Genomic DNA, 18,265 nt, shown 5'->3' with positions numbered 1-18,265 from the left:
AAAAATAGAGGGAAATGGCAACTTTTTATGTAATAAAATGAAACTTCTATCATTTGGGTGTTATCTTTCAAGGATGGCAAATGGATTAGTTATCCTCTATCTATTTTTGAAGGGGGGACTATTTAGTGTCAGGTAAATGAAAAAACGCTGTTGTTACAGCGCTTTTTCATCCAAATTCTTTTGTGTATTTTGGACACTTGTATCTTTAGATAAGAACCAACCACCCATTGCAATTCCAATTAGTACAATCCAAAATCCAATTTTCCATGGTGCTGATTCTGGGAAACTGTGTGGAATAACATTTAAAGCAGGGTGTGCTAACGTATAAACTGCTAGTTTCACACCAACCCAACCAACAATTAAGAATGCAGCAGTTTCTAACCCTGGTTTACGTTTTAATATTTGTACGAAAGCAGATGCAGCAAATCGCATAATGATTAAACCAATGAGCCCACCTGTAAAAATAACAAGAAATTGTCCTGTATCAAGACTACCAATTGTACCAAGGCCTGTTTTTGGTAAAGTCATCGCTAATGCAACAGCTGCTAAAATAGAATCAACGGCAAACGCAATGTCGGCAACTTCAACTTTAAATACTGTCCACCAAAAGTTTTCTTGTTTTTTCTTTGTTTCTTTCTCTTCAGTTTCTTCATGTGTATTCTTTTTAACATATGTTTTGAATAAATGGTTACCAGCGATAAACATTAAATAAATCGCCCCCAGTGCTTGCACTTGCCATACGTCGACTAAGAAAGAGATCATAAACAATGATCCAAAACGGAACACGAAAGCTCCTGCTAATCCGTAAAATAATGCTTTTTTTCGTTTGTCTTCTGGTAAATGTTTTACCATAATGGCAAGGACTAGAGCGTTATCTGCTGCTAAAATTCCTTCTAGTGCAATTAAGATAAGCAATACCCAACCATACTCCAATAATAATGATACATCCATGTACATTCTCCTCTCAATTGTATAAATCCTAAACAAGTGAAGAGGTTTCCCCACTGTTTAGTTTCCCCATACTCCAACCTATCAACGACGGAAGGAATTGGAAAAGAATACAAAAAAGACCTCTGCCGTTGATAGGCAAAGGTCTTGCTAGACATATGTAATAAAAATGCCAACAAAGCCGGAAGAACTGAGTTCTACGTAATGACGACTTTGTTTCCAAGAATATATTCTTGGACGCTACTCCCCTTTGGAAATATGCTATTGTATTTTCATTATATGGATAATGTAAATGTTTGTCAACCTGTTAAAATGTCTTCGTTTGGATATTTTATCTTTCTTTGTTTTTTATGTGCAAAAGAAAATGCTAATGTTAAAGGACCCATTTTTCCAAAAAACATCATAAAGATAATGGTTATCTTTCCGATTATTGTCAATTTTGAGGTAAGTCCCATACTGAGACCAACAGTCCCAAATGCCGAAAATACTTCAAAGGCACTCATTAAGAGGGGAACTTGTTCGGTGATACTTAAAATTAATATGGCGAAAAAAATAAATGAGATTGAAATGACTACAATGGCAAGTGATTTTACAATCAAACCATCTTTTATTGATTTTTTAAAGATGACAATGTCATCTTGCTCTTGTAAAAATTTAAGAACCCCGAGTAGCATAATTAAAAAGGTTGTTAATTTAATGCCGCCACCTGTTGAAGCACTACCAGCTCCAATGAACATGAGCAACATCATTAGTAAAAGAGATGGTTTTGTTAATTGTGCCATGTCTACAGTATTAAAACCAGCTGTACGTGTGGAAACAGCTTGGAAATAGGCTGCTAGTCCTTCTTCAAACGGTGTAAATCCTTTCATAGAAATTGGATTATGGAATTCAAATATAAAAATTAAAATTGTAGCAGCAATATTTACAATAAGAGTAGATGAGAGCATAAGTTTAGAGTGTAATGTAAGGTTCTTAAAGTTGCGTTTTCTTTTTATATCCACTATGACTGTGAAACCAATTCCGCCTAAAATAATGAGAGAGGAAATGACTATGTTGACGAGTATACTATGAGATTGTGACATTAAATTATCAGTCCAAATGGAAAATCCGGCGTTGTTAAATGCTGAAATGGCATGAAAAAAACTATAATATAGTCCGTTAAAAACACCGTATTTTGGAACCCATTCAAAAGCAAGAAGAAGAGTAGCGAAACATTCAATGGTAAAAGAAAATAGAAATAATGATTTTGCGAGACGAATCACTCCGCCGATATTTGTTTGATTTAATGCTTGCTGTAGTAAAATTCGATTTTGGAGACCGATTTTTCTCCCGAGCATAATCGCGATTAATATAGCAAAGCTCATAATGCCGAGACCGCCAACTTGTATGAGTGTTAAAATGACAAGTTGCCCAAATAGGGTGAACACTTTTCCGGTGTCAACAACGCCAAGTCCTGTAACTGTAAATGCAGAAACAGTTGTAAATAATGCATCTAGCCAAGAAATTGAAGTTGTAGTGGAGATAGGCAGTTTTAATAGGCATGTTCCGATAATGGATAGTGCAATAAAAGATAACGTAAGTACACGAGGAGGACTCATTTTAATATTAATCCGTTTCATAGTATATACCTTTCCTTTCGGCTTGCTCTTTGTAGTATGTCAAAAAGAATTACAATGTATGTTGAAAAGGAAAAGAGGCAGAATATATCTGCCCCTGAATCAATTATTTATAGAATTATCCACGTAATTGTTGTTGTGCTAAGGAAACGAGACGTTTTGTTACTTCGCCACCGACAGATCCGTTAGAACGAGATGCTGTATTCGAACCTAAGCTTACACCAAACTCTTGTGCAATTTCATATTTAAATTGTTCTAGCGCTTGCTCAGCACCAGGAACAAGTAATTTATTTGTTTTTACCATTGATAACACATCCTAATTTATATTCCAGTTTATTTGTTTTTAATGAGCAGTAAAGGAATGTTTTGCTGATACAAGCTAGCTCACTGTATAAACTGGTATCGTTAGTGTATGTGTTATATGTTTGGTCATACACGGAAGTAATCGGTGAGATTAGAAGTTATTGGATACGAAAAAAGAGTAGCATGTGTGCTACTCTTTTTTCATTATTGTTGCTGTACCTTCGACAACTATATCATTCCATTGATTATATACATTTGTTTGCAACGTAATAATTTTTTTATCATCACGTTTTTTGATAACTTCTGCGACTACGCGTAAGGTATCACCAATTTTTACAGGTGCACGAAATGATACATTTTGTGATAAATAAATTGTGTTTTTTCCTGGTAATTTTGTTCCGAGAATGGTCGAAATAAATCCTGAAACAAGCATACCATGTGCAATTCTTTCTTTAAACATTGTTGTTTTTGCAAAAGAGTCCAGAATATGAATTGGATTTACATCCCCGGTCAGTTTTGCAAAAGTGATAATGTCTTCATTGGTAATCGTTTTTGTTAAGGATGCTTGATCGCCAACTTGAATCTCATCATAATGAAGCTCTGGAACAGACTGCGCTTCTTGAAATGGATTCATTTTTTCCTCCTTCTTTTCCATATCGAAAAATGTAAGCCATCTTGATGCAATGGGAGGAAGAAAGAGTTTAGTTTGTTCTGCGGTAAGCTGCCACATTTTCCTTACTTGATGGAAGTAAATAGATTTTTTGAGTTTTCCTCGAACTTTTTTACGAGTTCCAGTTGTGTAGATTTGAATTCTTCCAAAAAACCTTCTAATTGTTTTTGACCCTCGTCACGTTGAAGTTGTTGTTGTTCAATGAATTGTTTTGTTGTTTCTTCAAACTTGCCGTTCGTTTGAGTAAGAATCGATAAAGATGTTTTTGTTGGAGACACAGTAAGTTGATGAATATGATTAGAAAGTTCGTTCCATTTTTCTTGCCATTCGTTAATTTGTTCATTTAAGGAGTTGCCTGTGAATTGCTTCACGTATTCTGTATATTGACTATTAAATTGAGTAGTGAATTGTTGTAGTTCTTTTTCGAGTTCATCTACTCCTGCTGTTAATTTATGCAAAGCATCCTGCTGTTGTTTTAAAGTTTCTAAAGTAAGTTGCTCCAATTGTTTCCCTGCTGAAGAGAAAAGGGAAAGAGAATGTGACCAATTTTTCCAAAATGCATCGACCAGTTCGTATGGTTTAGTTTCCATGGTTTGACCTCCAAATATTTTTTTGCATATTGTGAACGCAGATTATTCTGCTGTACCACCAGGTGAAGATGAAGATTTTTTTTCATCCTTTTCTGGAGAAGTAGAAAATGGAAAGAATGCATTGGTGTATAACGTGAAGAATGTTCGCAACATATTTTGGTAATGTTCAAAAGAGGTCGCGCATGTTGCTAAATATTGCTCTCCATATTCTGTTAAAGAATAAATTCGCTTTGCTGGCCCTCCTTCACTTGTATCCCAAGTGGAAGATATGAGGTTTTCTTTTTCTAGCTTGCGCAAGGTTCTATAAACATTACCTTGGTCAACGGAAGAAAAGCCAATATCCATTAGCATTTGAATCAGTTTGTAACCGTGAAGACTCCAGTCTTTTAGACAGAGAAGTAAGAAGGGAACTAAGAAGTTTTTTGGCATGGAGTTTGGTTGTTTCGCTTGGTTTGTTTCCAAACTTTCTTGTTGTTCTGGTTCATTATGTAGCATGATTGTGCATCACCTCATGAATCAGTTAAATGGAATTTTTTGCTTATAAGTGCAATTTACACCTATCTGTTTTCTATGTCAATACATTTGTTGGAATATAGAAAAAAACAAAATACAGACTTGAAGTTTTATTCAGAATATTGGAAAATAGTGAATAGGTTGAATTGTTTCAAAAACGAATAGAGGAGTGTAGGAGAAGTGATTGATCAAAAATTCGATCCACTACAAGCATGGAAAGAAGCTTATGAACAGACCGAAACATTTTGGGGAAAAACGCTCAATGAAACAATCAAAACAGAAGAATATTCTGCTTGGATGGGAAGCGTTCTAGATTTGAATTTGTTTTATCAGAAGATGTTGAATGATGCAACAAAAGGCTATTTAGAAAAAGTGAACATGCCAACCCAAGACGATATCGCAAGAGTAGCTACGCTTGTTATTAACTTAGAAAATAAAGTTGATAACATCGAAGAGTTTTTGGAAGAAAAAGCAGATTCTTTAGGACAATCTCCTACGCTAAAACGTGATGTAACAAAAGTGAAACAAGATATTCGTACATTAGAAGATAAAGTGGATAAGATTTTAGGATTACTTGAAAAACAAAATGAAGTGTTAGCAAAATTACAGGAACCAGAGAAAGAAGTGGCGAAAGCGCCTCTGAAACCAGAGAATAAAAAGTAGTTAAGAAGTGTTGTTTATACGTTCAAAAAGGGAAAGGGAGAACCTCTTTTACGAATGGTATGAACAGCTGAAAATAGTTTGTATGTAGAATATCGTTTTAAAATATGTATCAAGGTGATGCATTCTTATATCTAACAAATTCAATAAAGGGGGAATAGAAATGGTTCAATTAAATGGTAAAGTAGCAATCGTAACAGGTGGGGCAAAAGGAATTGGTAAAGCGATTACAGTAGCATTAGCAAAAGAGGGAGCAAAGGTTGTTATTAACTATAATAGCAGTAAAGAAGCGGCTGAAAATCTAGTGAATGAATTAGGAACAGAAGGTCATGATGTATATGCAGTTCAGGCAGATGTTTCTAAGCTAGAAGATGCGAAGCGCCTTGTAGATGAAGCTGTGAATCATTTTGGTAAGGTAGATATTCTTGTAAATAATGCTGGTATTACAAGAGACCGTACTTTCAAAAAATTAAACCGTGAAGATTGGGATCGCGTAATCGATGTAAACTTAAGTAGTGTATTTAATACAACGAGTGCGGCACTTCCTTACATAACAGAATCAGAAGAGGGTAGAATCATTAGCATTTCTTCTATTATTGGACAAGCTGGTGGATTTGGACAAACAAACTATTCAGCAGCAAAAGCTGGTATGTTAGGATTTACAAAGTCATTAGCGCTAGAACTTGCGAAAACAAATGTAACAGTGAATGCGATTTGCCCAGGATTCATTGATACAGAAATGGTAGCAGAAGTGCCGGAAGATGTTCGTCAAAAAATCGTTTCTAAGATTCCAAAGAAACGTTTCGGACAAGCGGATGAAATTGCAAAAGGTGTTGTATACTTGTGCCGTGATGGAGCGTATATCACTGGTCAACAGTTAAATATTAACGGCGGATTATATATGTAATGAAGCAAGGAGAAAGTGCATATCCATAGCAGGAGTGCACTTCTTTCTTGAAGAAGGAAATCAGTTAAAAAGGAGATAGGAAAATGACTACATTCGTAACAGAATGGGAAAAGCAATTGGAACTATACCCAGAAGAATATCGAAAAGCATATCGTCGTTTTAAAAGAGCGAGTGAAGTTTTACTGCGTGAACCAGAGCCACAAGTTGCTTTAACTCCAAAAGAGGTCATTTGGACGAAAAATAAAACGAAGCTGTATCGTTACATTCCAAAGCAGGAAAAAACACATTCAGTTCCCATTTTATTGATCTATGCGCTAATTAATAAACCATATATTATGGATTTGACACCAGGAAATAGTTTGGTGGAATATTTAGTAGATCGTGGTTTTGATGTGTATATGCTTGATTGGGGCACATTCGGTTTAGAAGATAGTCATTTAAAGTTTGATGATTTTGTGTTCGACTATATTGCAAAAGCAGTTAAAAAAGTAATGCGAACTGCAAAAGCGGACGAGGTATCTCTACTCGGATATTGTATGGGTGGTACGCTAACATCCATTTATGCGGCACTTCACCCACATATGCCGATTCGAAATTTAATTTTTATGACAAGTCCATTTGATTTCTCTGAAACCGGATTATATGGTCCATTATTAGATGAAAAGTATTTTAACTTAGACAAAGCAGTTGATACATTTGGAAATATACCGCCGGAAATGATTGATTTCGGAAATAAAATGTTAAAGCCAATTACAAACTTTGTTGGTCCGTATGTTGCTTTACTTGACCGCTCAGAAAATGAGCGCTTTGTTGAAAGCTGGAAGCTAATTCAAAAATGGGTTGGAGATGGTATCCCATTCCCAGGTGAATCGTATCGACAATGGATTCGCGATTTTTATCAAAATAATAAATTGGTTAAAGGTGAGCTCGTGATTCGAGGTCAAAAAGTAAAACTTGAAAACATTAAGGCAAATGTCTTAAATATTTCTGCAAAACGTGATCATATTGCATTGCCATGCCAAGTAGAGGCGTTGCTGGACCATATTTCTAGTACAGACAAACAGTATGTGTGCTTGCCGACAGGACATATGTCAGTTGTATATGGTGGAACGGCTGTAAAACAAACGTATCCTACAGTTGGAAATTGGCTTGAGGAACGCTCTAATTGAAGTGGAAAAGTGATTAATATGGCTTGAACACATATCTTTTTTGTTCATACGAATGAAATGGAAAATCCAGCTAGCATAGGCTAGCTGGATTTTTTTATGTAAAATAACAAAAAATAAAAGGGAGGAAATTCAATTGTAGGAGAATAGTTATGAAATTAGCATTAGGGAAGTTATACTGGAATGAAGAAGCTTGTATGCCTTGTTATCCGATATTAGAAAATGATATGATATGTGATGTGCTTATGGTTGGAAGCGGAGAATCAGGCGCTCAAATTGCATATTTTTTAACAAAATTAGGAATGAGTGTCACGTTGATTGATAAACGAAAAATTGCACACGGAAGCACAGTTGCTAATACAGGATTACTACAATTTGTTCATGATAAGTCATTGACATCTTTGATTCATACATTTGGGGAAGCAAAAGGGGTGCGAGCTTATCAGCTTTGTTACGAGGCACTGCGAACATTGGAACAGGTTGTTCCAATGTTAGATATTGATCCTTGTTTTATTCCGAGAAGAAGCTTATATTATGCAAGTCAAAATGAAGATATTTCATTCCTTCAAGAAGAGTATCGTACATTACAACGTTACGGATTTCCTGTTGAGTATTTTACAGAATCTGATATTAAGAAACGATATTCATTTACAAAACCGGCAGCATTATATACAGGGGGGGATGCAGAAGTGAACCCGTATATGTTAGCTCATGGTCTTATACATAAAGCAAACCAGCTAGGTGCTTCTATTTTTGAAAATACAGAGGTTGTGCATATTAAGCCTGTTCAAAAAGATTTGGTTTCTTACACAAAAATAGGTAAGAAAATTGTAGCGAAAGCAGTGATTATGGCTACAGGATATGAAACACTATTTGGGAAAAAAGAAGCAAATACAACGGTAGAAACCTCTTATGCTATTGTTACAAATGAGCAAGAGCATTTTAATGGGTGGCACGAACAATCATTAATTTGGGAAACTGCTCGGCCGTATTTGTATTTTCGTACGTACAAAAATAGAATTATTGTAGGCGGATTAGATGAAGCGATGCAACTTCAGAAATTTGGTGATACAAAGTTATTGCATAAACGAGAATTGCTAACTAAAATTATACAAGAGATGTTTCCAAATATTTCAAATACAAGAGCTGAATATTATTGGGCTGCTGCATTTGGCGGAAGTCATGATGGTCTTCCTATTTGTAAAGAAGATGATAAAGTCTCTAATTTGTATTATGCATTACCGTATGGGGGAAATGGAACTGTATATGGAATGGTATTTGCAAAACTATTTCAGCAGTTATTTACAAATAAAGAAAATGATGATTTTTCTTTGTTTAATCGATAGAAAAAAGGTAGCGAAGTGATGGGATGAGAGATATAAAGAAATTTTTGCAAAAATTGCGTCCGGTACAGCTTATTGTTTTATTTTATTTCATAGCAGTAATTGTTTCTGTAATTTTATTAAGTTTACCATTTGTCATTAAGCCAGGTGTAAAATGGACTTTTATAGATGCGTTATTTATATCTGTTAGCGCTGTTAGTGTTACGGGGCTTTCAGTGGTTTCTATTCCAGATACGTTTAATACGGCAGGTATTATGATTTTAGCGCTCGTATTACAATTAGGCGGTTTAGGAATTATGGCACTTGGTACATTTGTTTGGATGATAACAGGTAAGAAAATAGGTTTGCAGCGAAGACGATTAATTATGGCAGATCATAACCAAGGAAATTTATCAGGGCTTGTTGAGTTGATGCGGTCTATTTTAATTTTGATTATTTCGATAGAAGTGGTTGGGGCGCTTCTATTAGGAACAAGATTTTTACTCTATTTCCCAAGTTGGAAAGAAGCGTATTTTCATGGTTTTTTTGCCTCTATTAGTGCAACAACGAATGGTGGATTTGATTTAACTGGTCAGTCGCTTATTCCATATCAGAAAGACTATATTGTACAAATAATTCATATGCTTCTTATTATTTTAGGAGCAATTGGCTTTCCTGTGCTAATGGAAGTAAAACAGTATTTGAGTAAGGAAAAACATCAATTGTTTCGTTTTTCACTATTTACAAAATTGACAACAACGACATTTTTCTCGCTTATTATTGTGGGAACAATCGTTATTTTTTTATTGGAGCGAAATCAGTTTTTATTAGGGAAATCCTGGCATGAAACGGTATTTTATACGTTGTTTCAATCCGTTACAACGAGAAGTGGTGGATTAGCGACAATGGATATACGTGACTTGTCACAGCCGACGCTTTTATTTATGAGTGTTTTAATGTTTATTGGTGCTTCTCCAAGTTCAGTTGGAGGGGGAATACGTACAACGACGTTTGCTGTGAATATTCTTTCCCTATATACGTTTGCAAAAGGTGAAAGAACGGTACGTGTTTTTAAACGGCAATTGCATGAGGAAGACGTTTTAAAAGCGTCCGTTGTTATGACTATGGGGATTTTATTATGTGCTTCTGCTTTATTTATTTTATCGATGACTGAAAATGCACCATTTATGAGTTTAATTGTTGAAGTATGTTCTGCATTTGGAACGACTGGGTTATCAACAGGTATCACTTCTGATTTAACAACTGCTGGAAAACTTGTATTAATTGTTCTCATGTTTATTGGTCGTGTTGGTATTTTAACATTTATTTTAGCAAGTGGTGGAAGGGAACAACCACCTCGCTATAAATATCCCAAAGAGAGAATTATTATTGGATAACATGAAACCATTCTACCTATAAAGGTAGAATGGTTTTTTAATCGTTAATACCAAATTGAGGGTGCATAAATGAATCTTCAACCCCGTCTGTTTTGTTTCGTAACACTTCTTGATTTTCTTCTGAAATCCATCCGATATCATTTGTTGGATGGATCCATTCTTCGCCAGCCATAATGGCCGGATCAACTTCATCACTCCAATTGTTAAGTGGGCTATTTTTAGAATTGTATTTACTATCTCCAATTACAACATCGTATTGATTAATAAAGGGGTGTTGCATTTGTTTTCCTGTTCCTTTAAAGGAGGGGAAATTCATTTGATGCGGCAAGGTTTCATCTAAAATGGGTGAATGAATTTGTTGTTTTTTCTTCAAAGTAATCGTTCCTTCTTTATTATAGTAGGAAATATGAATTTCCTGTTCAGATATAGTGTTTCCATATATACGTTGCTTTGTACTTGTTAACACTTCCCATCAATAATTTTTGAAAGTTTTCTCAAACTAATATAGAAAGTAAGATGTCATTACAGTGAAGGAAGGTATTGTAAGTGGTAAAACGAAAAGTAAAACAACATGCGGCAATGAATCATAATAAAACTCCAAAAGAAAGCCTACCGGATGCGGAATTTGCGGTAGAGTATGAAAATGAAAATCCAGCGAAATATGCAAATCGCAATTCAAAAAAGGGTAAGCAAAAATGAGGCGTTTTTTACAAACGCCTCATTTTTTTGTGGAATTTTTAATCTTTTCTTAATTAATTGTAAATTTTCTGTTTTTTTGTTGTGAAAAAATATGAAAAAACATTGAAGTAGCAACGTATTACACAAAAACAAACAACAAACAAAAGATTAATGTTAGTTTAATACTGTTTTTACACTTGGCGTTTATATTGGAGTTGTACATAAGAAAAATAAAAGGAGAGAGAAAAAGTGAAAAAACACTCTGTAAAGCTGTAGCAACCGGGGGAATATTTTCTTTATTAATGGGATGTGGTACTAAGAAAGAAGAAACTGCTGGGGCGAAAGTGAAAGATGACAAACTGTCTGAATCATTAGCAGTTTACACAGCAATTGAAGAAGAACTTGTACCTATTTATCTTGATTCCTTTAAAAAGAAATACCCAGATGTGAAATTAAATATTGTTCGTGATTCAACAGGGGTTATTACAGCGAAATTGTTAGCAGAAGGGAAAAATACACAAGCAGATGTTGTATGGGGAACAGCAGCTTCTAGTCTTTTAGCTCTAGAAAAGAAAGAAATGTTGAAAGAATACTCTCCAAAAGGTGTAGATCGTGTACTTCCGCAATTTAAAGATGATAAAAAGCCAGAAAAATGGATTCGCGACGATTAAAAATGATTATAAACTTCCGGATGGTTTCCCAAAAGATGTAACAGACAAGTTATATAAAAATAACGATTTTAAATGGGCGGCTGATAATCGCGATAAAACTTTAGAACGTTGGGAAAAAGAATTTGGGCAAAAAGCAGAACCGAAAAAGTAAGTGGGAGAGAGAAAAATGAGGTGAAGTTATGTCTATTGTTGGAGAAGAGAGAAAGCGTAGTATTCTTGAAAAAGTAGAGTTTAAGGGAAAAGTGAAAGTTTCAGAGCTAGCAAGTGAATTTTCAGTATCAACAGAAACCATTCGCAGATATTTAGAAGAGCTTGATCGGGAAAAGAAGTTGAAGAAAGTATACGGGGGAGCGGTTCAACTTCCGGGAGCAGGGATAGAGCCCCCTATGCTAGAAAGAGAAATGCTATATATTGAGGAAAAGAAAAGAATTGGCTATAAAGCAGCAACTTTTGTAGAAGATGGAGATGTCATTGTTATCGATGATGGAAGCACGCCCCTGCAAATGGTCCCGTATCTCGTTCATCGGAAAAACTTAACTGTTGTGACGAGTTCATTTCCTGTTGCAACCCAATTCATTTCTTCTATAAATAAAAAAATGTTTGATGGTGAAGTATTATTTATTGGAGGAAAGGTATCTCCAAAACACTGTCGTGTATCAGGAGCTATTTCACAGCAAGTCATTCGTCAGTTTCATTTTCATAAGGCGTTTATTTCAATTGATGGATTGTTACCTAGTTTTGGAATCTCGAGTTTTGAATTGGAAAAAGCTAAGTTATCAGAAGCGATGATTCAATTAGCGGAAAAGGCGTTTATTTTATGTGATCATACAAAACTGGGGGTAAAAGGAAATTATCGAATCGCCGGTTTTTCTGATATTGGGCACGTAATTTGCGATAAAAAAATGCCTCATAGTTTTGAAGAATTTATTACAAAAAATAATATTCGCTGGACGATTAGTTAAATATAGATTTCCAATCCGAAGGTTGTAGGGCCTACTGTTTTATTGATTTACACATAGATGAGAGAGGTACTTTGAAAAGTTTTGTATCAGTGCAAAAAAAATGGACACATTTTTCGGTTTCCTTCATATAATTTACCAACAGAAAAAAAGTTGACTAGAGGAAAGAAGGGGAAAAGGTGTCGGAACGCTTGTATAATAAACTTATATTGTATACAAATATGTTACAAAAGATCGGCATTATTAATGAGCAAGAGAAGAGTGAGATGCTTCAAATGATGAACAAAAAGGCTCTGTGAAAGAGCTTTTTTTGTTGTGTAACACGTGCCTAATTTTCAGGTAGATGAAGAAATTGTATTGACAAAAAGAGATTCTCATGTGATAATTCAATTAAATTTTTGGAATAATCAAAAAATACTTCTTTTACATAGAAATGGCTAAACCATTACAGTAATATTCTCATGGGGGTGACGAAATGTTATTTTTTTTAAAGAAGTGGAAAGAGTTAAGAGATGTAAAAATGGAATTGGCTCTCCGTGATTGGTTTTATGGTACAAAAATTAGTTTATCTATGCGGACATCACAAGAACCATTAACATTTTTAGTAAATATTGAAGGAAGAGACAAAGGGTTATTTGCAGAAGAGGATTTTATTGTAGTAAATAGTATGTGTGAGCCTGTCTTTGCAAATGATGAAAAACCAGCAGTTGAATCGTTTATGCATGCAGATATTTATAAAAAAGGTAATGCGGAGTGTATTTTGCAAGTTCAAACTGTAGATAGTCATTTAATATCAGAGTTATATGGAAAAGAAGGAGCAGTTACATTTGAAAAACGCACTGTAGAACGTGTTTTTGGAAAAGAAGGAATTACAGAGATTACGATTCCGATTGTAGAAAATGAAAAGAAGTTTGCTGATTTATTAGAGAATCATGTTCCTAATTTTATAGAAGGTGGCGGTGCTATACTTGTTCATAATTACGGAATGATTGTATGGGGAAACTCGCCAGAAGAGACGAAAAAATGGCTAGAAGGGTTAGAGTATTTAATGAATTATCACGTGAAATTATTGATGATTAAAGGAACTAAGAGTTCAGTTATATAAAGAGAATAATTCGTCACGTGCAAACTAATAAATGAAAGCGTTTTAAAAAATAATTTCACTCATAAAATATGGGTCTCCTTATTATATATAGATTACATGTCGTCATGTGAGGAGGAACGTATTTTGCGAGTTAAATATCATTTTCTGCCGAAACAACAGGTGACATTTTGTAAGGATAATGATTCGGGGGAACAGGCGTTAAAAATTATGGACGTGAAGGGATATAGAGCAATCCCTGTACTTGCAGAAGATGAGAAGAGATTTAAAGGGATCATTTATAAAGTAGATATTTTAGAACGTAAATGTAATGAGGGTTTAGAAGATGTATGTGTGAAAGATATTATGGAAGATAAATCTGCATTTATTTTTGAAAAGGATTCTTTTTTTCGAGCCTTTTATGTAATTAGGCGTCTTCCATTTTTAGCTGTATTGAATGAGTACAATGAATTTGTTGGCATTTTAACACATTCTAATATATTTGATGTCATTGAAGATTCATTTGGGATGCAAACGGGTGGTTATATAATAACAATCGCAACGCAAGATTGTAAGGGGACAATTAAGGAGTTAGGAACGTTGCTCAGGTCTTATCATATTGGTGGATTATTTACATTGGACAATGGTGATCAATATATTCGTCGTGTTATTGTGAACATTACAGATGACTTAAGTGAAAAAGCATTAGAATCATTAATTGCAAAAATAGAGAAAAAAGGATTTCGCGTGAGTCATGTAGATTATATATAAGGTAGTAGTATGAAAAATAGAGAGCAGCATATAGCTGCTCTCTATTTTTGTTTGGAGACAGGTGGTGGTGAGAGGACAAGGTCGGATAAGAAAATAAAGTCTGCATGTTCACGTACTTTAGGAATGGTGGACTCAATAACACGAGAAGTAATTTCCCCAGGAGGGCCGACATGACCAATTGCTACTACGACAGGTTTTTCTTTAATTTTTTGTAGAAGTAACTGTGCTTGCTTTGTAATATGAGATGATGTATAAACATCATCAAAGAATAATTGATTTTCTACAATAGGAACTCCTAATTCCTTTCCGATTTTTGGTACTACGCTATTGGGATTTGTTTTACTATCTAAATAAAATAGGCCATGTTTTTTACATACTGATAGTATGATTCGCATAATTCTTTCATCAGCTGTTACTTTAGAACCCATATGATTATTCATCCCAATTGCATGTGGTACTTCTTGAATCGCTTGTTCGACCCGACTTTCAATTTCATGATCACTTAAATCAGTTGTAATGGCTTTAGGACCAAGCCATTCTTTTTTTCCTTTAATAGGCTCCATTGGCATATGAATAATAACTTCATGCCCTTTTTGATGTGCAGCTACTGCATCTTGTTTTGTAGATGGAAGAAAGGGCATAACAGCTACAGTAAGTGGAATGGGAAGTGATAACATCCTTTCAGTTCCCTTCATATTATTTCCAAAGTCGTCGATTACAATGGCAACTTTATTTGTATGGGCATACGTTTGAAAAGGAAAAATGACAGTAGATAATAAAATGAAAAAAATAATGATATGTTTACGCATATAAAAAATTCCTTTCTGAATGGGTGATTTGTTATAAATAAAGCTTTATCAAATTTCTAGTTAGTGAAACAAATTAGATATGTAATTTGCATGAACTGCACTAAAATCCTGATTGGTAAGTGCTAATAATCAGTGGGGATGAAGAAAGTTCGCACTGATTAAGGTTTACCTTTATAGAAAATTTATCTTTTTTAATAAAATAAGGTACTGTATTTGTGAAGATGGAAACGCAAATCTATAATTATGATTTGCGTTTTTTACATAAATTAAACGAGAAAAATGTCGAAGTACTGGAAATCAAAAATGTAAAAGTAGAGTTTATTTGTCGTTTGGAAAAAATACCATGAAAAAAATGTCTATTATTGCGAATGTATTTACAAAGATAGAATAATTTGTAATAATTCTCAAAGTGAGGATAAAGATTTGTAAATTACAGGGAGAAAATGTTAGAATTTCTGAGTATTCTAATTCGGTTACAATATACATTTGTAGTCTGAATGTATGGAGTGAAAATGAAGTAGAGAGTATGGAAGAATAATGAGGGGGATATGGATGTTTACAGCAAAACGGGAGTACACAATGGAAAAACTTTCGCGTGATATTCATATGAAGCGTGAAGAAATGATTCATTTAGGTTTAACAAACGGATTAAACAGTACTGAAACAATTCAAGTGAGTCAAGAATTGGACAAGCTTATTGTACAGTATCAACGATATAAAGAACAAAAAACACCAAGATGGTTAGCATTTATGAAGGTACCCTTTTTTCAAATAGAATATGAAGGAAAATCAAGTGCTTTTTGGAAAATGTTTGTGACTGCTTTTATGAAATAAACATAATTACCCTCCGCAGAGAAGGATAATTATGCTGAATCTAATGGAAGCTTTATATGAACTGTGGTTCCTTTATTTTTTGTGCTATCAATCACAATTTGTCCATCATACATTTCTATAATTCGTTTGCATATGACAAGACCAAGACCTGTTCCGGTATCTTTACTGGTAAAGAACGGATGAAAGAGGTGTTTTTGAATATGCTTTGGAATACCCTTTCCTGTGTCAATAATGTGTAATTGTGCGTGCTCTTTATTACTGGTTACCTGAATTGTTAATACATCACCAGATGACATAGCTTCAATTGCATTTTTTGTAATATTTAAAACCACTTGTTTCATATGATCTTTTGAACAACGGATATGAACAGGATGGTCTGGTAACTGCAAGGCGAATATAATATTATGCAAATTTGCTTCGGATCGAATAATTAATGAGACCTCTTTGATAATATCCCTTACATCATACTTTTTTTCGATAATCGCTGTTGGTTTACCAAGAATAAGAAATTCGCTAACAATTTCATTGATACGTTTTATTTCTTGTTCGATAACAGAAAAATAAAATTGGTCTTGTTCTTGTATATGTTTTTCCTTTAAGAGTGTTACAAGACCTTTAATTCCAGTAAGTGGATTACGGATTTCATGAGCTGTACTAGCTGCAAAAGTACCAACTAATTCAATTTTTTGTATTTCATTTTGTTGTCTCTCCAATCTTGTTTGTCGTTTCAGCAAAATATATTGAACGAGTAAAAATAAAATTGTCATTAAAAATAAAGTAACCAGACATTCTACCGCAACGGTTTTGTATAAAGTTGTTTTATGAATAGGTAATGGAGAAACAGCAACTTTCCATTTTAATTTTTGTAGTGGAGTAGAAATTTTGTTTGTATGTTGCCCAGTTGGTTCGTTATTATCATCTGTTAAAAAGACTACATCATGCTCATCGGTTACTTCAAAATGATATTGTGGTTTAATAGCATTTAAAGCAGACGATATATAATCAAAGCGTAAACTAGCCAACAATAAACCAGAAATTTGTTTGTGTTTTGTAAAAATGGGTGTGGCAATCATAATAGCTTGGTGTCCAAGAACCCGATCTGTAATGACAGATGATACAGTTGTTTTTTTTGATTTAAAAGCTTCTGCTATATAATACCGATCTGCAACCTGAATTGGTGTTGTTAAACCTTTTGATGCTACAGTAATTAGGCCGTTTTTATTTGTATAATATAATCCAGAAAAACGCTCGTCTTTTTCATCGGTATCGTGTAATATTTGCTGAATTCCGTTTGTATTTTCTGTTTCTGTATTTACGACCATAGCAAGCATCTCTAAGGCGGAAATTGCTTCGCCAATACGGTGATCTAAGTAGTCCTTATATAAAAATAAAACAGTATGAGCAGCTTGTTTGTTTTCCTGTTGCATTTGGTAGGTGTGATAAGAATAGAAAGTTGCACCGATTCCCAGTGTCGGTAATATAACAAGCAGTATATAAAAAGTTATGCTTCGTAATTTTCCATTCAAGATTGCTACTCCTTTTTTTTATTATCATTATATATAAACTGTGTTAAAATTGTCATGTTTTTATTTCATGTGTGAAAGTTAGTACTTAGCATGTGGGAAAGAGTAAAAATGAGAAATGATTGAGCGATCATTCGGAGACAAAGATGAACCATTGATAGCTATTTTGCTTTATGGAAAAACTTTTTATTTGGTAGATTGTCTCGAATTTTTGTGAATTTAAGTGAAGGGTTGAAATCGTATGAAGTTGAATGATGAGAGGGAAGAGATTTCTCAATCTTTGAAATTGTTTATTGCATTATCGCGTGTGCACCGCTTTGTTATGGATGCTACAAATAAATCAATACAAAGTAACGGACTAAATCCAACTGAGTTTGCTGTATTAGAATTGATATATCATAAAGGTAGTCAGCCGCTTCAACAAATTGGAGAGCGTATTTTAATTGCAAGTGGAAGTATTACGTATGTTGTTGATAAGTTAGAAAAAAAGGGGCTTGTGAAACGAATTCCATGCCCGAATGATCGCCGTGTTATATATGCACAGTTAACAGGAGAAGGAGAGACCTTCATCGCTTCTATTTTTCCAAAGCATGAAAAAGTTATACAGGATTCCTTTGGAATGTTAACAAAAGATGAGAAAAATGAGCTGTTATCTTTGCTTAAAAAAGTTGGGAAATATGAAAAGTGATAGAAAACCTTTCTTTTTTGATGGGAGAGCGCGACCGGCCATGCGTAGAAGCGGCCAGATCCTTTTTCAGCCCCATGCCAAGTGAAAACAAAAGGAGAAAATGAGTAGTAATTTCCTTTTGTTGTTCATAGCCATGACTTTATGTGTTGGAAGTTAACA

Annotated in this window: 20 protein-coding genes, 1 pseudogene and 1 riboswitch; of the genes and pseudogenes, 12 read left to right on the top strand and 9 right to left on the bottom strand. The window is 34.3% G+C overall.

The genetic code is table 11. From position 1 onward, the window contains the following. Window positions 1–153: 153 nt before the first annotated feature. From C568_RS0106795 to phaQ, 6 genes are all read right to left on the bottom strand, one after another. On the bottom strand, window positions 154–951 hold the full coding sequence (locus tag C568_RS0106795; protein ID WP_006094089.1) for a TerC family protein: 798 nt from the start codon (window positions 949–951) through the stop codon (window positions 154–156). Between the two features lie 91 nt (window positions 952–1,042). Further along, window positions 1,043–1,209: riboswitch (yybP-ykoY riboswitch) on the bottom strand. A 38-nt stretch (window positions 1,210–1,247) separates the two neighbouring features. Beyond that, the gene (locus C568_RS0106790; protein WP_006094090.1) at window positions 1,248–2,567 is read right to left on the bottom strand and encodes a TrkH family potassium uptake protein; all 1,320 of its coding nucleotides are present in this window, start codon (window positions 2,565–2,567) and stop codon (window positions 1,248–1,250) included. Between the two features lie 115 nt (window positions 2,568–2,682). Continuing rightward, complete coding sequence (locus C568_RS0106785) at window positions 2,683–2,868, bottom strand: alpha/beta-type small acid-soluble spore protein (RefSeq protein ID WP_000241213.1); 186 nt, start codon at window positions 2,866–2,868, stop codon at window positions 2,683–2,685. A gap of 189 nt (window positions 2,869–3,057) precedes the next feature. After that, window positions 3,058–3,501, bottom strand: coding sequence for a MaoC family dehydratase (locus tag C568_RS0106780; protein WP_018764158.1), 444 nt, complete (start codon window positions 3,499–3,501; stop codon window positions 3,058–3,060). Window positions 3,502–3,602: 101 nt separating this feature from the next. Beyond that, complete coding sequence (gene phaP, locus C568_RS0106775; RefSeq protein WP_003196062.1) at window positions 3,603–4,127, bottom strand: polyhydroxyalkanoic acid inclusion protein PhaP; 525 nt, start codon at window positions 4,125–4,127, stop codon at window positions 3,603–3,605. 42 nt (window positions 4,128–4,169) lie between these two features. Continuing rightward, on the bottom strand, window positions 4,170–4,622 hold the full coding sequence (gene phaQ, locus C568_RS0106770; RefSeq protein ID WP_003196063.1) for a poly-beta-hydroxybutyrate-responsive repressor: 453 nt from the start codon (window positions 4,620–4,622) through the stop codon (window positions 4,170–4,172). A gap of 198 nt (window positions 4,623–4,820) precedes the next feature. Here phaQ and phaR point away from each other — a divergent pair, with 198 nt between their 5' ends. The 5 genes from phaR (at window position 4,821) to C568_RS0106745 (ending at window position 10,092) form a co-directional block, all read left to right on the top strand. After that, window positions 4,821–5,303, top strand: a complete 483-nt coding sequence (gene phaR, locus C568_RS0106765) for a polyhydroxyalkanoic acid synthase subunit PhaR (protein WP_006094092.1) — start codon at window positions 4,821–4,823, stop codon at window positions 5,301–5,303. A 160-nt stretch (window positions 5,304–5,463) separates the two neighbouring features. Further along, window positions 5,464–6,207 carry an acetoacetyl-CoA reductase gene (locus C568_RS0106760; protein ID WP_003196065.1) on the top strand — a complete coding sequence of 248 codons (744 nt, stop codon included), beginning with the start codon at window positions 5,464–5,466 and terminating at the stop codon, window positions 6,205–6,207. An 83-nt stretch (window positions 6,208–6,290) separates the two neighbouring features. Continuing rightward, window positions 6,291–7,376 (top strand): class III poly(R)-hydroxyalkanoic acid synthase subunit PhaC, encoded by a 1,086-nt coding sequence (phaC, locus tag C568_RS0106755; protein WP_003196066.1) that lies wholly within the window; start codon window positions 6,291–6,293, stop codon window positions 7,374–7,376. 149 nt (window positions 7,377–7,525) lie between these two features. After that, a complete protein-coding gene (locus C568_RS0106750; protein ID WP_018781059.1) occupies window positions 7,526–8,719 on the top strand; it encodes an NAD(P)/FAD-dependent oxidoreductase in 1,194 nt (397 codons plus the stop codon). A 23-nt stretch (window positions 8,720–8,742) separates the two neighbouring features. Next, on the top strand, window positions 8,743–10,092 hold the full coding sequence (locus C568_RS0106745; RefSeq protein WP_018781058.1) for a TrkH family potassium uptake protein: 1,350 nt from the start codon (window positions 8,743–8,745) through the stop codon (window positions 10,090–10,092). 37 nt (window positions 10,093–10,129) lie between these two features. Here C568_RS0106745 and C568_RS0106740 read toward each other — a convergent pair whose 3' ends face one another. After that, a complete protein-coding gene (locus tag C568_RS0106740; RefSeq protein WP_029426995.1) occupies window positions 10,130–10,465 on the bottom strand; it encodes a DUF3905 domain-containing protein in 336 nt (111 codons plus the stop codon). A gap of 173 nt (window positions 10,466–10,638) precedes the next feature. On the opposite strand from C568_RS0106740, the gene C568_RS34640 reads away from it, so the two are divergent. The 5 genes and pseudogenes from C568_RS34640 to cbpA all read left to right on the top strand — a co-directional run bounded on the left by C568_RS34640 (window position 10,639) and on the right by cbpA (window position 14,252). Next, window positions 10,639–10,791 (top strand): hypothetical protein, encoded by a 153-nt coding sequence (locus C568_RS34640; protein ID WP_000240797.1) that lies wholly within the window; start codon window positions 10,639–10,641, stop codon window positions 10,789–10,791. 281 nt (window positions 10,792–11,072) lie between these two features. After that, window positions 11,073–11,592, top strand: a pseudogene (locus C568_RS32670) (2-aminoethylphosphonate-binding protein). A gap of 28 nt (window positions 11,593–11,620) precedes the next feature. Then, on the top strand, window positions 11,621–12,403 hold the full coding sequence (locus C568_RS0106720) for a DeoR/GlpR family DNA-binding transcription regulator (protein ID WP_018781054.1): 783 nt from the start codon (window positions 11,621–11,623) through the stop codon (window positions 12,401–12,403). Window positions 12,404–12,875: 472 nt separating this feature from the next. After that, window positions 12,876–13,505, top strand: a complete 630-nt coding sequence (locus C568_RS0106710; RefSeq protein ID WP_003196074.1) for a class II aldolase/adducin family protein — start codon at window positions 12,876–12,878, stop codon at window positions 13,503–13,505. Window positions 13,506–13,628: 123 nt separating this feature from the next. Continuing rightward, the gene (gene cbpA, locus C568_RS0106705) at window positions 13,629–14,252 is read left to right on the top strand and encodes a cyclic di-AMP binding protein CbpA (RefSeq protein ID WP_018764164.1); all 624 of its coding nucleotides are present in this window, start codon (window positions 13,629–13,631) and stop codon (window positions 14,250–14,252) included. Window positions 14,253–14,293: 41 nt separating this feature from the next. Here cbpA and C568_RS0106700 read toward each other — a convergent pair whose 3' ends face one another. Continuing rightward, entirely contained in the window at window positions 14,294–15,061 is a 768-nt protein-coding gene (locus C568_RS0106700; protein ID WP_006094099.1) for a divergent polysaccharide deacetylase family protein, read from the bottom strand. Between the two features lie 552 nt (window positions 15,062–15,613). On the opposite strand from C568_RS0106700, the gene C568_RS0106695 reads away from it, so the two are divergent. After that, entirely contained in the window at window positions 15,614–15,895 is a 282-nt protein-coding gene (locus tag C568_RS0106695) for an aspartyl-phosphate phosphatase Spo0E family protein (RefSeq protein WP_018781053.1), read from the top strand. Between the two features lie 29 nt (window positions 15,896–15,924). On the opposite strand, the gene C568_RS0106690 is transcribed toward C568_RS0106695, so the two are convergent. Further along, on the bottom strand, window positions 15,925–17,421 hold the full coding sequence (locus C568_RS0106690; RefSeq protein WP_018781052.1) for a DUF3149 domain-containing protein: 1,497 nt from the start codon (window positions 17,419–17,421) through the stop codon (window positions 15,925–15,927). A 238-nt stretch (window positions 17,422–17,659) separates the two neighbouring features. Here C568_RS0106690 and C568_RS0106685 point away from each other — a divergent pair, with 238 nt between their 5' ends. Further along, window positions 17,660–18,106, top strand: a complete 447-nt coding sequence (locus tag C568_RS0106685; RefSeq protein WP_003206377.1) for a MarR family winged helix-turn-helix transcriptional regulator — start codon at window positions 17,660–17,662, stop codon at window positions 18,104–18,106. Window positions 18,107–18,265: the final 159 nt, after the last annotated feature.

Source organism: Bacillus sp. 95MFCvi2.1, from assembly GCF_000374965.1.
Classification (GTDB): Bacteria; Bacillota; Bacilli; order Bacillales; family Bacillaceae_G; genus Bacillus_A; species Bacillus_A pseudomycoides.
The sequence above is the reverse complement of the archived record's forward strand: the minus strand, read 5'-3'. Positions and strand labels throughout refer to the sequence as shown.

What these genes read in the sequence shown, in the direction of transcription:
- C568_RS0106795 (WP_006094089.1), bottom strand. Translation starts at nt 951, where the DNA reads ATGGATGTATCATTATTATTGGAGTATGGTTGGGTATTGCTTATCTTA.
- C568_RS0106790 (WP_006094090.1), bottom strand. Translation starts at nt 2,567, where the DNA reads ATGAAACGGATTAATATTAAAATGAGTCCTCCTCGTGTACTTACGTTA.
- C568_RS0106785 (WP_000241213.1), bottom strand. Translation starts at nt 2,868, where the DNA reads ATGGTAAAAACAAATAAATTACTTGTTCCTGGTGCTGAGCAAGCGCTA.
- C568_RS0106780 (WP_018764158.1), bottom strand. Translation starts at nt 3,501, where the DNA reads ATGAATCCATTTCAAGAAGCGCAGTCTGTTCCAGAGCTTCATTATGAT.
- phaP (WP_003196062.1), bottom strand. Translation starts at nt 4,127, where the DNA reads ATGGAAACTAAACCATACGAACTGGTCGATGCATTTTGGAAAAATTGG.
- phaQ (WP_003196063.1), bottom strand. Translation starts at nt 4,622, where the DNA reads ATGCTACATAATGAACCAGAACAACAAGAAAGTTTGGAAACAAACCAA.
- C568_RS0106760 (WP_003196065.1), top strand. Translation starts at nt 5,464, where the DNA reads ATGGTTCAATTAAATGGTAAAGTAGCAATCGTAACAGGTGGGGCAAAA.
- phaC (WP_003196066.1), top strand. Translation starts at nt 6,291, where the DNA reads ATGACTACATTCGTAACAGAATGGGAAAAGCAATTGGAACTATACCCA.
- C568_RS0106750 (WP_018781059.1), top strand. Translation starts at nt 7,526, where the DNA reads ATGAAATTAGCATTAGGGAAGTTATACTGGAATGAAGAAGCTTGTATG.
- C568_RS0106745 (WP_018781058.1), top strand. Translation starts at nt 8,743, where the DNA reads ATGAGAGATATAAAGAAATTTTTGCAAAAATTGCGTCCGGTACAGCTT.
- C568_RS0106720 (WP_018781054.1), top strand. Translation starts at nt 11,621, where the DNA reads ATGTCTATTGTTGGAGAAGAGAGAAAGCGTAGTATTCTTGAAAAAGTA.
- C568_RS0106710 (WP_003196074.1), top strand. Translation starts at nt 12,876, where the DNA reads ATGTTATTTTTTTTAAAGAAGTGGAAAGAGTTAAGAGATGTAAAAATG.
- C568_RS0106700 (WP_006094099.1), bottom strand. Translation starts at nt 15,061, where the DNA reads ATGCGTAAACATATCATTATTTTTTTCATTTTATTATCTACTGTCATT.
- C568_RS0106695 (WP_018781053.1), top strand. Translation starts at nt 15,614, where the DNA reads ATGTTTACAGCAAAACGGGAGTACACAATGGAAAAACTTTCGCGTGAT.
- C568_RS0106685 (WP_003206377.1), top strand. Translation starts at nt 17,660, where the DNA reads ATGAAGTTGAATGATGAGAGGGAAGAGATTTCTCAATCTTTGAAATTG.